The following is a 12,807-nucleotide window of genomic DNA, read 5'->3' as shown; positions in this document are numbered from 1 at the left end:
GCAGAGGCGATTTGTGCATGATGACGGGGCTGGTGACCACGCTGCCAAGGCAAGCGTGGCTGAGGATTTTCCGGAAGACGTTTCTCATTCTGGGCATATCGATCGCGGCGTCCGTCGTCACGACCGTCGTGTTCATGGGCACGTTTTCGGCCGGCGTGAACATGCCGGGTCTCCTCATTGCCATCATCGTGCCCATCTGCATCGGCGGTCCGATGACGTTCATCTTTGCGCTCGGCGGCGAAAAGCTGCGTTTTGCCAATGACCAGTTGATGCGCCTTGCGAGCGTCGATGGGCTGACGGGACTTTTCAATCGCCGGGCTTTCACCCTCAAGGTCGAACGGCAATGCGGGTCATCGAAGGGCGCCGGTACGCTACTGGTCCTCGATGTCGATCATTTCAAATCCATCAACGACCGCTTCGGCCATGACAAAGGCGACGAGGCGCTGATCGAGATTGCCGGAGTGCTCGCCACCGCAACGGGCAGCGATGGTATTGCAGGGCGTCTCGGCGGCGAAGAGTTCGGGGTCTATCTGCCACGAATGGGGCTCGATGCAGCAGCTGTCGTTGCCGGACGCATCCGCGCAGCCATGGCCGATATCGTCTTCATGCCCGATGGCACGCCCTGTCCGATTTCGGTCAGCATCGGCGGCAGCAGCCACGCCAAATCCACGAGCTTTCGCGACCTCTATCGCGAAGCCGACCAGTTTCTCTACCAAGCCAAACAGTGGGGACGCGATCGCGTCGCCCTGCCGCAAGCTGCCTGACTAACGCCGCCCCTCCTCTCTTTCGAGTAAAAGGTTGCCAGCATGTTGTCACCGCGCACGGTCCATTCCATGCATAGCTGGTCGAGCATCGCCAAGTGGACGATCTTCGGCCCGCTGGCCTGCGTTATCGTCTCGGTGACCTATAATGCCGTGGTGTTTTCCAACATGGGCGACGAAGCGCTACGGCGCGGCATAACGGCGGGCATCGTTTTGCCCATCATGCTGGGCGTGCCGCTTTTCCTTTATCTCTCGCTTCGCTTGCGAACACTGGCCGTCATCAACCGGCGGCTGGGCCTTGTTGCCCGCACCGATAGCCTGACCTCTTGCCTCAATCGGGGGGCTTTCACTGCCAAGGTCGAAACCCAGCTTCTCGAAGCCGAAGGTCCTCTAGCTGGCGCCCTGCTCATCATCGACGCCGATAATTTCAAGGCGATCAACGACCTCCACGGTCATGACGCGGGCGATGAAGCCCTGGCCATTCTCTCGCGCGCTATCCGTTCGGTGCTTAAGCCTGGCGATCTCATTGGCCGCATGGGCGGGGAGGAATTCGGCGTCTATCTCCCCGGCCTTGATCAAAAGGAAACCGAGAGCATGGCCGAGCGCATCCGGCGCGGCGTGCAACTCGCTCACTTTGCGCCGCGCGGCAAGCCGCATGTGTTGACGGTCAGCATCGGCGGAGCGGTGTTCGCCGGTGCCGCGAGTTTCACCGATCTTTTCCGCATTGCCGACCAGCGGCTCTATGGCGCCAAGCATTCCGGCCGCAATCGCGCCGTCGTCATGCACGCCTATGACAGCCCGCCAATCGATCTCAGGCAGTCGGCCTGACGCCTTTTAGCCAGTCAGCAATTTGTGTTGCCGCTTCGGCTGGATCGAGGGTGGTGACATCGAGCGCCAAAAAAAGCTCGACGTCACTGCCAAGAAGCGGCTTGGCCTCGCTCTGATTACGCCGCGCCATTTCAGCATCGCGCGGTTTGCGCTTGGCGCCGCGACCATCGGACTGGATGCGGCGGATGTTTTCGTCGAGCGTGCAACTGAGATTCACCATGCAGAATGGTGGCCGTTCGCGACCGAGCGCGAGAAGCCGCTCCCATTCGGCATCGCCCCACTCGCTGCGACCGGCCAGAACGGTCGTCATCACTACGGGCACATTGGCAGGCAGCTTCCGGACGAGACCGTATGCAATGGCTTCCACGTCTTCGACCGCCTTGATGAATTCGGGTGATTTGAATTCGGTAAGGGCAAAAGCGACATTGTAGATCGTGTGGATGTCGAGCAGCCGCGCGCCGATCAGCGGCGCCAGTTCCTGGGCAATTGTGAACTTGCCGACGCCGGGATAGCCGTTGAGCATGACGATCATCTGCTTGTCCTCCATGGGAAAGATGGCAGAGCATCGGGCTCGGGCAAAGCAAAAAGGCCCGGGACATACCCGGACCTTTTTAAGTCATCCGCTTCCAACCGAAGATCACTCGGCCAGCTTGGCCGCGTCTTCGTCGCTCATGTCGAAGTTCGAATAGACGTTCTGGACGTCGTCATCTTCTTCGAGCGTGGCGATCAGCTTCATCAGCGTCGCGCCCTTGTCGGCGTCGATCGGCGTCTGGTTCTGCGGGCGCCAGATGGCTTTCACCGATTCAGCTTCGCCCAGCACCTTTTCGAGTGCGGCGGCGACTTCGGCCATAGTCTCAAAGCTCGTATAGACGTAGTGGCCTTCTTCGTCGCTCTCGACATCGTCGGCGCCGGCCTCGATGGCGGCTTCCATGACCTTGTCTTCCGAGCCGACCGTTGCCGGATAGGTGACTTCGCCGACGCGATCGAACATGAAGCCGACCGAACCGGTTTCACCGAGGGCGCCACCGTTCTTGGAGAAGTACGAGCGCACGTTCGAGGCGGTGCGATTGCGATTGTCGGTCAGCGCCTCGACGATAACGGCGACGCCACCGGGGCCGTAACCCTCGTAGCGGATTTCATCATAGTTCTCGCCATCGCTGCCCATGGCCTTCTTGATGGCGCGATCGATATTGTCTTTGGGCATGGACTGCGAGCGGGCATTGGTCACAGCCAGACGCAGGCGGGCGTTAAATGCCGGGTCGGGCATGCCCATCTTTGCCGCCACGGTGATTTCACGGGCGAGCTTGGAAAAGACCTTCGACCGCACCGCGTCGGACTTGCCCTTGCGGTGCATGATGTTCTTGGCGTGTGAATGGCCTGCCATTCTCGCACTCCGATTTTTTGTGAGTTTTGTTTTGGTGGCGCCTTATAGGCAAAGGCAGATCAATTGTGAAGCGGGACGCGCGGGTCTAGTCTTCGGTCGGACGCACGAAGATCTGGGCCTTCTTACCCCGGAGTCGGGTTGCGATATCGGTCGCGATGGCCATCGTATCGAGCCCCGAAATCTGCATGACGCGCATATCGAGCGGCGTCTGGATGACGGGCGATGTGACCACGTCATCATCGACGAGGACATCAACGCGCCTGCCGACATTCTCGCGCGAAAACTCAGCGAAGGTCGCACGCCCGTCGTCGGAGAGCGTAATCTCGACAACCGGCGTTCCGGTCATCGGATCGACGATGGGTCGCGCCGACATCACCTCGAGGGGCAACAGTTCGGCGGCGACGGCGCCAGCCACGAAAATCGTCGTTGCGAGAAGAGACACGATCGCTTTGAGCATAAACACCTCAGAATTCTGGTTCTGTCTGCGCTAGCACGCCGCCAATCCTAAGCGGCGCCACCTTCACGGCAAGACCCGTGCGCGGATCGGTTTCGACGGCAACACCACAGAGGGTCGCTTCCCCCTCTGCCGGAACGAAACGGCCATTGGGAATACCGGTGAGGAAGCGATTGAGCGGCTCCTCGGTTTCGGTGCCGATGATGGAATCGAAATCGCCGCACATACCGGCATCGGCCATGAATGCGGTACCGCCCTTGAGGACGCGATGGTCAGCGGTCGGAAGATGCGTGTGCGTCCCAACGACAAGACTGACGCGGCCATCGAGGAAATGGCCCATGGCCTGGATTTCCGAGGTCGCTTCGGTGTGGAAGTCGACGATGATGGCATCGGCCACCTGACCTAAAGGTGCATCGGCAACGGCGGCATCCACGGCGCGGAACGGATCATCGATGGGCTGCATGAAGACGCGGCCAAGCGCATTTATAACGAGCACGCGATGGCCCTTGCGACTCTCGACCAGCATCGCGCCACGGCCCGGCGTGCCCGGCGCGTAGTTGATGGGGCGGATTAGGGTCGGCTCGCGCTCGATATAACTCAGGGCCTCGCGCTGGTCGAAAGCATGATCGCCGAGGGTGATGATATCCGCCCCGGCATCGCGCAGGGCATGAAAGTGGGATTCGATGAGGCCCTTGCCATGGCTGGCGTTCTCGCCGTTGATGACGACGAAATCAAAACCATGCCGGGCGATGAGACCGGGAAGACGTTCCGCAATGGCATCGCGCCCGGCGCGGCCCACCACATCGCCCAAAAACAGAAACTTCATGCATTTGCCTCGAAAAACTGAACGCCCTCTTCGGTGATTACCGCATCGAGCGGCACGTCATGGGGCTCCCGGGGGATGGCCTCGAGCCTTTGAGCGGCAAAGGCGAGACCGATGAGCATCGGCTTTTTGGTGAGCGAAGCGAGTGTCCGATCATAATATCCGCCGCCATAGCCGAGGCGTGTGCCCGTGGCATCGAAGCCGAGAAGGGGCATGAGAATAAGATCGGGCGCGCGACGCGGCGCGGAATCGGCTGGAGCCAAAGTGCCAAAACCCGCTTCGTAAAGCGGCGCATCGGGGGCCCAGACGCGCAATTCCAAGGGTTCGTTCGCGCCGGTGACGACAGGCAAAAGCACCGTTTGTCCGCAATCCATCAGCTTGACGAGAATGGGTTGGCAGTCGGCCTCGTCGCGGATGCGCCAATAGCCGGCAATCGCATCTTCAGGCGCAAAGGCGACCTTATCGAAGAAATGGAAGGCGATCGATTTCGAGGCTTGGGCGCGGAAATCATCGGACAGGGCTTCGCGGCGGGCATGAGCGGCAATACGCAGGCCCGCCTTTTCCGCCTCGATCCCGTCACTCCCCATGCGCGCTGCTGCTCCGGTCTCGTCTTCAGCCTTTTGATCCGAAGCCGGGACCACTTCTGCAGACATGCAAAATTTTGTGCCACCCTGGCCGTGGGACATCTGATCCCGGGAACCTACTTACGTAGGTGGGCGCCGTATATCCAAGCCCACGGGCCTGGTCAGGGACAGCTCCCTCGAGATCGATTAAGGCCCCGGGGATATGTGTGTCCTCACGCGCCGGGCAGCCAAACAGATATAGGCGCTTCCCCGGCCTTGCGCAAACGCTGCGCGACAAGATTATCCACAGTCAAAAGCAAAAGGCCGGCGCCTTGCGGCACCGGCCTCGATCAATACGGCAACAGCCTTATTTCTTGAGCGCTTGGACGCCTGGCAGGGGCTTGCCTTCCATCCATTCGAGGAAGGCGCCGCCGGCGGTCGAGACGTAAGTCAGGGCATCCTTGACGCCGGCATGGGCGAGAGCACCGACGGTATCGCCACCACCGGCGACCGAAACGAGGTGACCATCATGGGTGCGCTTGGCAACGTGCTTGGCAATCGCGACGGTGCCCGCATCGAAGGGCTCCATTTCGAACGCGCCGACGGGACCGTTCCAGATGACCGTGTGCGCATCGTCGATCGCAGCATTGATGCGCTCGATCGACTGGGGGCCGATATCGAGGATCATGCCATCGGGATCGACGGCATCGACGCCATAAAGACGCGTGGGAGAATTGGCCTTGAAATGCCAGGAGACGACAGCGTCGACCGGCAGGATGATGGCGCAATTGGCCTTGTCGGCCTTATCCATGATGCGGCGGGCGGTATCGGCGAGATCCTTTTCGCAGAGCGATTTGCCAACGCCATAGCCTTGCGCAAAGAGGAACGTATTGGCCATGCCGCCGCCGATGACGAGGCCATCGACCTTGGTCACGAGATTTTCGAGAAGGTCGATCTTGGACGACACCTTGGCGCCACCGACAATGGCGACAACCGGCTTCTTGGGCTTGCCGAGACCAGCTTCGAGCGCTTCAAGTTCGCCCTGCATGGCAAGACCGGCAGCGGCGGGCAGCAGGTGCGCCAGGGCTTCGGTCGAGGCGTGGGCGCGGTGCGCGGCGGAGAAGGCGTCGTTGACATAGACATCGCCAAGGCTCGCCATGCGCTTGGCAAGCTCGACATCGTTCTCTTCTTCGCCTGGATGAAAGCGCGTGTTTTCAAGAACGAGAACCGAACCGGCGGGAGCTTCGTCGATGGCTTTCTTGGCCTCGGAAACATCGACCCAATCGGTCGCGACAAAGCCCACGGGATGGCCGGTTTCATCGGCGACGGCCGAGCAGACTTGCTCGAGCGAAAATTCGGGATCGACCTTGCCCTTGGGGCGACCGAAATGGGAGAGCAGCACCACCTTGGCATCGTGCTTGACGATCTCGCGGATCGTGGGGATCAGGCGCTCGATGCGGGTCGCATCGGTCACCTTGCCATCGGCAACGGGAACATTGAGATCGGCGCGCAGCAGGACGACCTTATTGGCGAGGTCGAGTTCATCGAGGGTCTTGAACTGTGCGGTCATGGCAAGGCTCCAAAGGGCACGAGATGTGGCTTTGGCCTATCAGAGGCCAGCGCGTGGGGAAAGCGCTCGCGGCAAATTTCTACAGCGCGGCGCCGATGATCCCGCCGCAGAGATAAAGCACCGGGCTCAGCAGCACGTGCGCCGAAAGACGCATCAAATCATCAACCATGACATGGCGGGCAAATCTGACGCTAGCCCAAGGCGCAACCCCCACCATGCGCACAATGCGCAGATGACGCAGAAGCAGCCAGGCAAGAAGCGCCAACGACGGCAGCGCCAGCAGCATCAGACTGTCGAAAAGGCCGGCCGCGAGCCAGAAAAGCGGCAACCCCGCCTGGAACCGCCGGGTCAGATGAAACATGGCTGGGCCCCTCAATTGGACAGCAAAAGAGCTAGGATGATTTGGTGAACACTTTGCGACGGAGAGCTGGCCATTGGACGCATAAAGCCCAACACGGCGATCATTTCCTCGTGTAGGAGTGCTCCGAACAAGGAGCGAAAATGTCGGATATGACGATGCCGGTGGCGGATAATCGCGCGGAGTTTTTCCGAGGCTTGCGCGTCTCCGTGCCAGTGCTGCTGGGCTTTATTCCCTTTGGTCTTCTGCTCGGCTCTCAAGCCGGCATGAAAGGGTTTTCGCCGCTCGAGATCGCCTTGATGACTGGCCTTAACTTTGCCGGCGGGTCCGAATTCCTCGTCATCCAGCTTTGGACTTGGCCGCCGGCAATTCCTCTGCTTGTCGCTCTGACCATGCTGGTCAACAGCCGCCATGTTCTGATGGGCGCAACGCTCGCCCCGACCATGCGCCATCTGCCGCGGCGCAAGGTGCTGCCCGCGCTGGCGCTAATGTGCGACGAATGCTGGGCCCTGGGGCTCGATGATGCGCGAAAGCGCGGCGGCGTCCTGAGCTTCCCCTTCTATCTCGGGCTCTCGGTAGGCCTTTATCTCTCCTGGCCGACAAGCGCGGCGATCGGCGCGGCTGTCGGGCCGAGTTTGGGCGATGTGACGCGCTACGGTTTTCACATGGCCTTTCCAGCCGTCTTTCTCGTCATGATTTTCGGCATGTGGACCGGGTTTCGCGCGGCGCGGCCATGGTTCGTCAGCCTCGTTATCGGCGCCTTGACCTATCTCGCTGTTCCCGGACCCTGGTACGTGCCGGCCGGCGCGCTATCCGGTCTTTTGGCCGCTTATCTCTGGGCGCGCTCGGAATGATCGACACGACCATCCTTCTCGTCATCGTGCTCATAGCGTCGGTCACCTATATGACGCGCATTGCCGGCTATCTCTTTCTCCGCAACCGCACGCTGAGCCCGCGCTTGACGCAGGTGCTGGAAGCGGCGCCGGGCTGCGTGCTGATTTCGGTCATCGCGCCCGATTTCGTCTCCGGACGACCCGCCGACCTCATCGCGCTCGCGATCACCGTCATCGCGGCGTCGCGCCTTCCCATTCTGCCCGTTGTGGTGATCGCCGTCGCCTCGGCTGCGATCCTGCGGCAGCTTCTCGGTTGACTTGACAGGCAAGGAGTAAGGCATGACCTTTCTGCCGAGGAGAAAAGCCATGACCGGCCACCGTATTTTCGGCGTCAGCGTTGCCAGCGTCTATCCTGCCTATATCGCTAAGGCCGAGCGCAAGGGCCGCACCAAGCAAGACGTCGACGAAATCTTCCGCTGGCTGACTGGCCATAGCCAGGACAGTTTTGAGCGCGAATTGGCCGACAAAACCAGTTTCGAGGACTTCTTCGCTAAGGCGCCGAAGATGAACCCGGCCCGCGAATTGATCACCGGCGTCGTTTGCGGCATCCGCGTCGAAAACATCGAAGATCCGACGATGAAGGCGATCCGGCAACTCGACAAGCTCGTCGACGAATTGGCCAAGGGCAAAGCCATGACCAGGATTTTGCGCGGCGAACACGCGGCCTCTTGACCCGTCCCCTGGGTCTGCCTCGATAGAGCGAAGGGTCAGCAACGAGGTGATTCCCGTGACCCAATCGCAAGCACTTCTCTCTCCATCCGAAGCCGCAAGGCTGCTCGGTGTTTCAAGTAAAGCTCTGCGGCTTTACGAAGAGCGCGGCTTTATCAAACCCCTGCGCGACGCAGCAGGCTGGCGGCACTATGGACCCGACCAGATAGCGCGTCTGAGGCAGGTGGTGGCTTTCCGCGGCCTGGGCCTCAGCCTCAAACAGATCGCCGGGGTGCTGAATGGCGCCAATGAGGGTCTCGAAGACGCGCTCGCGTCACACCAGCGCCAGCTCGAAGAGCAGATGGCCGGGACCCATGGGGCGCTCGAGCAGGTCAAACTCTGGCGTCGGGATTTGCTTCAGGGTCGCGTGCCGGATGTTGCAGAACTGATTGGCGATGGTCCTGCCATATCTTTGACGCTGCCCTGGCCTTGGGATGGTGAACGTTTCGAGCTCAAGCAACTAGCGCCGGTCACCTATCTTGTCGGACCACTCGGCAGCGGCAAGACGCGGCTGGCCATGGCGCTGGCGACAGCCTTGGGCGGCGTGTTTCATGGGCTGGACAGGCAGGCGCCGGAGAAACTTTCAGAAGATGCCGAGGCAGCCTTGGCCTGGCTTCTCGATGATGGCGCGACGGCGTCTGATCAACTGCGCGCCGTGGTCGCGGCGGTGACGGACACTGCGGCAGCCACTGTGCTCGATCTTATCGAGGACGGCCTCGATGAAGTGACACAATTGGCCCTGGGCGCCTGGCTCCGGCGGTACACGGACAATGAGCGGCCGCTCGTCGTGATGACCCGATCGAGCGCCGTTCTCGATCCTGATGCCGTCAGCCCCGGCCACGCCATTCTCTATTGCCCGGCCAATCACAGCCCGCCATTCGAGGTCATGCCGGTAGGTGGGACGCCGGGTTTTGAGAGCTTGGTGTCGTGTCTGGGTACGCCGGAGGCGAGGGCGCGGACGGCAGGGATGGTCGTGCGTATGGGGTCTACCCCTACCTAGCCTCCCCCTGGTAGGGGGAGGCTAGGTAGGGGTCGGCTGTCCGGCGGTTAGACCCGCTCGAACAGCCCTGGATAATTCACGACCACCCCATCCCCATCCACCTCCAGGACCCGCTCGAAATTCTCGGACTGGTACCGGAAATGGCCATCATCGAGCTTGGTATAGACCTGCTCGGCGCGTTTGACGGTCATAGTGGTGGCGTCGATCCAGACCATTGAAAACGTCTGGGGTGCATTCATCTGCCAAACGTTGCGCCAGATCGGCAGGGAATTGGTGAGGGGCGTTGGCCAGATGTCGACATCGACGCAGTTCTTGAGGCCCGAAATCGGCTCGGCGCGATCGTCGGTCCAGCCGCCCTGCCCGTCACAAAAAAGTTCGAGCGCCTTGCCGTCGGCGCGCTCGATCTTGAGCGTTCGCGTGTGGCCATTTTCGTCGAGCTTGATGCGGTAAAAGAGCCCAAAATCAGGGCCGATAATGGCGCCACGAATGCGCGTATCGCGATCATTGGCGACGACATGGCAATGTTCGAGAGTGGCAAGGTCGAGCCCCTGCCAGCGATAAGATCGATTGAGATTCACGTCTGCCCCCAGGCTGCGCTGCATTTCGAGCAAAAGCGCGCGGGGAAAGCAAGCGGGGACAATGCCCCGCCAGCATAATCAGATTGGAGGCGTCACGCCGTCGCGGATGGTGTGGAACACGGGCAAGACGCTCTCGAGCCGATCGGCATCGGTGACGCAGGAGATCGCCGTGCGACCCCTGGCGGTTTCGACCATGGAGAGCACGAGCCGGACGTGCTCGGCGCCCTTCTGCTTGGGCTTGCCGATAAATTCATGGCCAGTGTAGCCGTCGAGTTCGAACGCAGAATCCCCGACGAAATCGAAAATCTGCGACATGCCGTCCTTGGCCATGGCGAGCCAGGCGGGCGAGCCGATCTGTGCGTTGATCTCCTCGACGCTGAGCCCGGCATTGGCGGGGACATTCTGGAAACTCACCTGGCAAAGGTACTTTTCGCCTTCGAGCGGCGCCGGGTCATCAGCGGCCGATTTGACGCCGAAGGTGACGTCATAGGGCGGCGGGGACGTTTCGGCAGCAACCACGAATGTATCGGGCAGGTTCACAGCCAGCCCACTGGCGTCCTCCGCAGCAAGAGCGGGGACAGAGAGCATAGCAAGGCAGGCAATCGGCAGAAGACGCATGGCGTACTCCAAGAAGAGGGCTCAGGCCGGCGGGATAACGCCATCGCGGATGGTGCGGAATATATCGAGATTGGTGTCGAGCGTATCGGCCTCAGTGACGCAGCAGATCAAACTTCTCCCCTTTGGCGTTTCGAGGAAGGACATCACGGCCCGTGCGTCCGCATCCTGTTTCAACCGCGAGGTCACGATGAATTCCTGCCCAACAATGCCACCCAATTCGAAGGGCGTGATTTCGCCCACATCGACATCCTGAGACAATAGGGTCTTCATGTGATCGCGCCACCCTTCGGAGGCGACCGCCGTATTAAGTTGCTCCTGGTTAAATTCGGCATTGGCGGGATCAGGCATGAAGCTTGCCTGGCAAAGATAGGTCTCGCCTTTGAGCGCGACAGGATTGCCCAAGGCATTTTTGACGCCAAAGCTGACGAGATAATCGAGCGGCGGCAGAGCCTTCTCGACCACGAATGTCTTGGGAAGATTGACCGCAAGGCCCGTCAAATCATCCTCGACGGCAAAAGCGGTTCCCGACGACAGAAGCGCGACAACACAGGCGATTGGCAAAAGACGCATGAGCGACCTCCGGATCAGGCGGGCGGGGTAACGCCGTCGCGGATGGTGCGGAAGGTCGGCAGCATCTCGTCGAGCGCCTCTTCGTCCGCCACGCAGGAAATGGCCGTGCGACCCTTGGGCGTCTCGAGCATCGAGAGCACGAGGCGGACATTTTCAGCGCCGGGCTGCTTGGGCATGGCAATGAACTCATGGCCGTTGAAGCCAGCGCGTTCGAAGGGCGTGTCTTCCTTGAAGTCGAAAATCACCGACATGGTGTTTTTCGCAAGATCGATCCATTCCTGCGTTCGGACCATGGCATTGATCTCCTCGACGCTGAGGTCGGCGTTTTCGGGAGCCGGCGAATAGGCAACCTGGCAGAGATAGTCTTCGCCCTCGAAATTGGCCGTTTCGCCCGAGGCGGACTTGATCCCGAAATTGGCGGTGAAGTTGGCGTCGGCCGGTGTCGGCTCGACGACAAAGTCATCGGAGAGATTGACGGCGAGACCAGTCGCTTTGTCTTCAGCTGCAAGAGCGGGTGCAGCAAGTGAAAGGGCAGCGAGGCAAAGGGCGGTGAAAATGCGCATAAAAAAAGCTCCGCATGAAATACGGAGCAAAACTAGCGGACCGATTGGCACGAGAATGTGACCGAACAGAAAAAGCCCCACCGAAGCGGGGCTTTTTTGTTTGTTTAGAGCGTCTTGCCGAGCGCGACGGCCGTATCGGCCATGCGGTTGGAAAAGCCCCATTCATTGTCGTACCAGGAAAGGACCGATACGAAATTGCCGTCCATCACCTTGGTCTGGTCGAGCGCCATGGTGGAGGAGTGCGGGTCGTGATTGAAGTCGATCGAAACGTTGGGCTGTTCGGTATAGCCGAGGACGCCCTTGAGTTCGCCATCGGCATACTTCTTGACCATGGCGTTGATCTCTTCGGAGGTCACATTGCGCTTGGCAATGAACTTGAAGTCGACGCAGGAGACGTTCGGGGTCGGCACGCGGATCGAGACGCCGTCGAGCTTGCCCTTGAGTTCGGGCAGCACGAGGCCGATGGCCTTGGCAGCGCCGGTCGAGGTCGGGATCTGCGAGAGCGCAGCCGCGCGGCCGCGATAGAGATCCTTGTGCATGGTGTCGAGGGTCGGCTGATCACCCGTATAGGAGTGAATCGTCGTCATCATGCCCTTCTCGATGCCGAACTCCTTGTGGAGCACATAGGCGAGCGGAGCGAGGCAGTTGGTCGTGCACGAGGCGTTCGAGATCACCACGTCGTCCTTGGTGAGGGACTGGTGGTTGATGCCGAAGACGATGGTCTTGTCGGCGCCGTCGCCGGGAGCCGAAATGATCACCTTCTTGGCGCCAGCCTTGATATGGGCCGAGGCTTTTTCCTTGGAGGTGAAAATACCGGTGCACTCGAGCGCGATATCGATGTTCATCGCGGCATGCGGCAGGTTCGCCGGATCACGCTCTGCGGTCACCTTGATCGGGCCACGACCAACGTCGATGGTGTCGCCCGAAACGGTTACGGTATGCGGAAAACGGCCGTGGACACTGTCGAAGCGCAGGAGATGCGCATTGGTTTCGACCGGGCCGAGATCGTTGATTGCAACGACTTCGATGTCGGTGCGGCCGGATTCGATGATGGCGCGCAGGATATTGCGGCCGATACGACCAAAACCGTTGATGGCGACGCGAACTGCCATGATTTTACGCTCCTAGAGGGAGGG

At 60.6% G+C, this 12,807-nt stretch carries 18 protein-coding genes and 1 other RNA gene; 6 read left to right on the top strand and 13 right to left on the bottom strand.

Annotated elements, in window-relative coordinates; all coding sequences use genetic code 11:
• Positions 1–17 precede the first annotated feature (17 nt).
• On the top strand, positions 18–764 hold the full coding sequence (locus DevBK_RS16650) for a GGDEF domain-containing protein (protein ID WP_061909411.1): 747 nt from the start codon (positions 18–20) through the stop codon (positions 762–764).
• 42 nt (positions 765–806) lie between these two features.
• Positions 807–1,589, top strand: a complete 783-nt coding sequence (locus DevBK_RS16645) for a GGDEF domain-containing protein (protein WP_061909413.1) — start codon at positions 807–809, stop codon at positions 1,587–1,589.
• On the opposite strand, the gene DevBK_RS16640 is transcribed toward DevBK_RS16645, so the two are convergent.
• From DevBK_RS16640 to DevBK_RS16605, 8 genes are all read right to left on the bottom strand, one after another.
• A complete protein-coding gene (locus DevBK_RS16640; RefSeq protein ID WP_061909415.1) occupies positions 1,573–2,121 on the bottom strand; it encodes an AAA family ATPase in 549 nt (182 codons plus the stop codon). The genes DevBK_RS16645 and DevBK_RS16640 overlap by 17 nt on opposite strands.
• Positions 2,122–2,226: 105 nt before the next feature.
• Positions 2,227–2,973: a YebC/PmpR family DNA-binding transcriptional regulator gene (locus tag DevBK_RS16635; RefSeq protein ID WP_317186247.1), complete on the bottom strand. Its 747-nt coding sequence runs from the start codon at positions 2,971–2,973 to the stop codon at positions 2,227–2,229.
• 85 nt (positions 2,974–3,058) lie between these two features.
• The gene (locus DevBK_RS16630) at positions 3,059–3,430 is read right to left on the bottom strand and encodes a SecDF P1 head subdomain-containing protein (protein ID WP_156464086.1); all 372 of its coding nucleotides are present in this window, start codon (positions 3,428–3,430) and stop codon (positions 3,059–3,061) included.
• A 7-nt stretch (positions 3,431–3,437) separates the two neighbouring features.
• On the bottom strand, positions 3,438–4,253 hold the full coding sequence (locus DevBK_RS16625; protein ID WP_061909421.1) for a TIGR00282 family metallophosphoesterase: 816 nt from the start codon (positions 4,251–4,253) through the stop codon (positions 3,438–3,440).
• Complete coding sequence (locus DevBK_RS16620) at positions 4,250–4,903, bottom strand: 5-formyltetrahydrofolate cyclo-ligase (RefSeq protein WP_082511722.1); 654 nt, start codon at positions 4,901–4,903, stop codon at positions 4,250–4,252. Before DevBK_RS16620 ends, DevBK_RS16625 begins: the two co-directional genes overlap by 4 nt.
• Positions 4,904–4,909: 6 nt before the next feature.
• A non-coding RNA gene (ssrS, locus tag DevBK_RS16615) (6S RNA) lies at positions 4,910–5,067 on the bottom strand.
• Between the two features lie 113 nt (positions 5,068–5,180).
• Positions 5,181–6,383, bottom strand: a complete 1,203-nt coding sequence (locus tag DevBK_RS16610; RefSeq protein ID WP_317186246.1) for a phosphoglycerate kinase — start codon at positions 6,381–6,383, stop codon at positions 5,181–5,183.
• 79 nt (positions 6,384–6,462) lie between these two features.
• On the bottom strand, positions 6,463–6,744 hold the full coding sequence (locus DevBK_RS16605; protein ID WP_317186245.1) for a hypothetical protein: 282 nt from the start codon (positions 6,742–6,744) through the stop codon (positions 6,463–6,465).
• Positions 6,745–6,884: 140 nt separating this feature from the next.
• Here DevBK_RS16605 and DevBK_RS16600 point away from each other — a divergent pair, with 140 nt between their 5' ends.
• From DevBK_RS16600 to DevBK_RS16585, 4 genes are read left to right on the top strand one after another with little or no spacing between them, the layout of a single operon-like run.
• Positions 6,885–7,595, top strand: coding sequence for an AzlC family ABC transporter permease (locus DevBK_RS16600; RefSeq protein WP_317186244.1), 711 nt, complete (start codon positions 6,885–6,887; stop codon positions 7,593–7,595).
• Positions 7,592–7,891: an AzlD family protein gene (locus DevBK_RS16595; RefSeq protein WP_317186243.1), complete on the top strand. Its 300-nt coding sequence runs from the start codon at positions 7,592–7,594 to the stop codon at positions 7,889–7,891. The genes DevBK_RS16600 and DevBK_RS16595 overlap by 4 nt, the downstream gene beginning before the upstream one ends.
• Positions 7,892–7,940: 49 nt before the next feature.
• On the top strand, positions 7,941–8,306 hold the full coding sequence (locus DevBK_RS16590; RefSeq protein WP_062629225.1) for a DUF2200 domain-containing protein: 366 nt from the start codon (positions 7,941–7,943) through the stop codon (positions 8,304–8,306).
• 55 nt (positions 8,307–8,361) lie between these two features.
• Positions 8,362–9,342, top strand: a complete 981-nt coding sequence (locus DevBK_RS16585; protein WP_317186242.1) for a MerR family transcriptional regulator — start codon at positions 8,362–8,364, stop codon at positions 9,340–9,342.
• A 47-nt stretch (positions 9,343–9,389) separates the two neighbouring features.
• Here DevBK_RS16585 and DevBK_RS16580 read toward each other — a convergent pair whose 3' ends face one another.
• From DevBK_RS16580 to gap, 5 genes are all read right to left on the bottom strand, one after another.
• Positions 9,390–9,920, bottom strand: coding sequence for a putative glycolipid-binding domain-containing protein (locus tag DevBK_RS16580; RefSeq protein WP_317186241.1), 531 nt, complete (start codon positions 9,918–9,920; stop codon positions 9,390–9,392).
• A 78-nt stretch (positions 9,921–9,998) separates the two neighbouring features.
• On the bottom strand, positions 9,999–10,538 hold the full coding sequence (locus DevBK_RS16575; RefSeq protein WP_317186240.1) for a hypothetical protein: 540 nt from the start codon (positions 10,536–10,538) through the stop codon (positions 9,999–10,001).
• 21 nt (positions 10,539–10,559) lie between these two features.
• Positions 10,560–11,108 (bottom strand): hypothetical protein, encoded by a 549-nt coding sequence (locus tag DevBK_RS16570; protein WP_317186239.1) that lies wholly within the window; start codon positions 11,106–11,108, stop codon positions 10,560–10,562.
• A gap of 14 nt (positions 11,109–11,122) precedes the next feature.
• Positions 11,123–11,671 (bottom strand): hypothetical protein, encoded by a 549-nt coding sequence (locus DevBK_RS16565; RefSeq protein WP_317186238.1) that lies wholly within the window; start codon positions 11,669–11,671, stop codon positions 11,123–11,125.
• Positions 11,672–11,775: 104 nt separating this feature from the next.
• Positions 11,776–12,783, bottom strand: a complete 1,008-nt coding sequence (gap, locus tag DevBK_RS16560; protein ID WP_061909444.1) for a type I glyceraldehyde-3-phosphate dehydrogenase — start codon at positions 12,781–12,783, stop codon at positions 11,776–11,778.
• Between the last annotated feature and the right edge of the window lie 24 nt (positions 12,784–12,807).

It is taken from the genome of Devosia sp. BK (assembly GCF_032907385.1).
Classification (GTDB): Bacteria; Pseudomonadota; Alphaproteobacteria; order Rhizobiales; family Devosiaceae; genus Devosia.
Note: the sequence above shows the minus strand (reverse complement) of the source record. Positions and strands in the feature narration are given on the sequence as shown.

Bases quoted from the DNA above. Each gene is read 5' to 3' on its own strand.
- DevBK_RS16650 (WP_061909411.1), top strand. From the start codon at position 18: ATGATGACGGGGCTGGTGACCACGCTGCCAAGGCAAGCGTGGCTGAGG.
- DevBK_RS16645 (WP_061909413.1), top strand. From the start codon at position 807: ATGTTGTCACCGCGCACGGTCCATTCCATGCATAGCTGGTCGAGCATC.
- DevBK_RS16640 (WP_061909415.1), bottom strand. From the start codon at position 2,121: ATGATCGTCATGCTCAACGGCTATCCCGGCGTCGGCAAGTTCACAATT.
- DevBK_RS16635 (WP_317186247.1), bottom strand. From the start codon at position 2,973: ATGGCAGGCCATTCACACGCCAAGAACATCATGCACCGCAAGGGCAAG.
- DevBK_RS16630 (WP_156464086.1), bottom strand. From the start codon at position 3,430: ATGCTCAAAGCGATCGTGTCTCTTCTCGCAACGACGATTTTCGTGGCT.
- DevBK_RS16625 (WP_061909421.1), bottom strand. From the start codon at position 4,253: ATGAAGTTTCTGTTTTTGGGCGATGTGGTGGGCCGCGCCGGGCGCGAT.
- DevBK_RS16620 (WP_082511722.1), bottom strand. From the start codon at position 4,903: ATGTCTGCAGAAGTGGTCCCGGCTTCGGATCAAAAGGCTGAAGACGAG.
- DevBK_RS16610 (WP_317186246.1), bottom strand. From the start codon at position 6,383: ATGACCGCACAGTTCAAGACCCTCGATGAACTCGACCTCGCCAATAAG.
- DevBK_RS16605 (WP_317186245.1), bottom strand. From the start codon at position 6,744: ATGTTTCATCTGACCCGGCGGTTCCAGGCGGGGTTGCCGCTTTTCTGG.
- DevBK_RS16600 (WP_317186244.1), top strand. From the start codon at position 6,885: ATGTCGGATATGACGATGCCGGTGGCGGATAATCGCGCGGAGTTTTTC.
- DevBK_RS16595 (WP_317186243.1), top strand. From the start codon at position 7,592: ATGATCGACACGACCATCCTTCTCGTCATCGTGCTCATAGCGTCGGTC.
- DevBK_RS16590 (WP_062629225.1), top strand. From the start codon at position 7,941: ATGACCGGCCACCGTATTTTCGGCGTCAGCGTTGCCAGCGTCTATCCT.
- DevBK_RS16575 (WP_317186240.1), bottom strand. From the start codon at position 10,538: ATGCGTCTTCTGCCGATTGCCTGCCTTGCTATGCTCTCTGTCCCCGCT.
- DevBK_RS16570 (WP_317186239.1), bottom strand. From the start codon at position 11,108: ATGCGTCTTTTGCCAATCGCCTGTGTTGTCGCGCTTCTGTCGTCGGGA.
- DevBK_RS16565 (WP_317186238.1), bottom strand. From the start codon at position 11,671: ATGCGCATTTTCACCGCCCTTTGCCTCGCTGCCCTTTCACTTGCTGCA.
- gap (WP_061909444.1), bottom strand. From the start codon at position 12,783: ATGGCAGTTCGCGTCGCCATCAACGGTTTTGGTCGTATCGGCCGCAAT.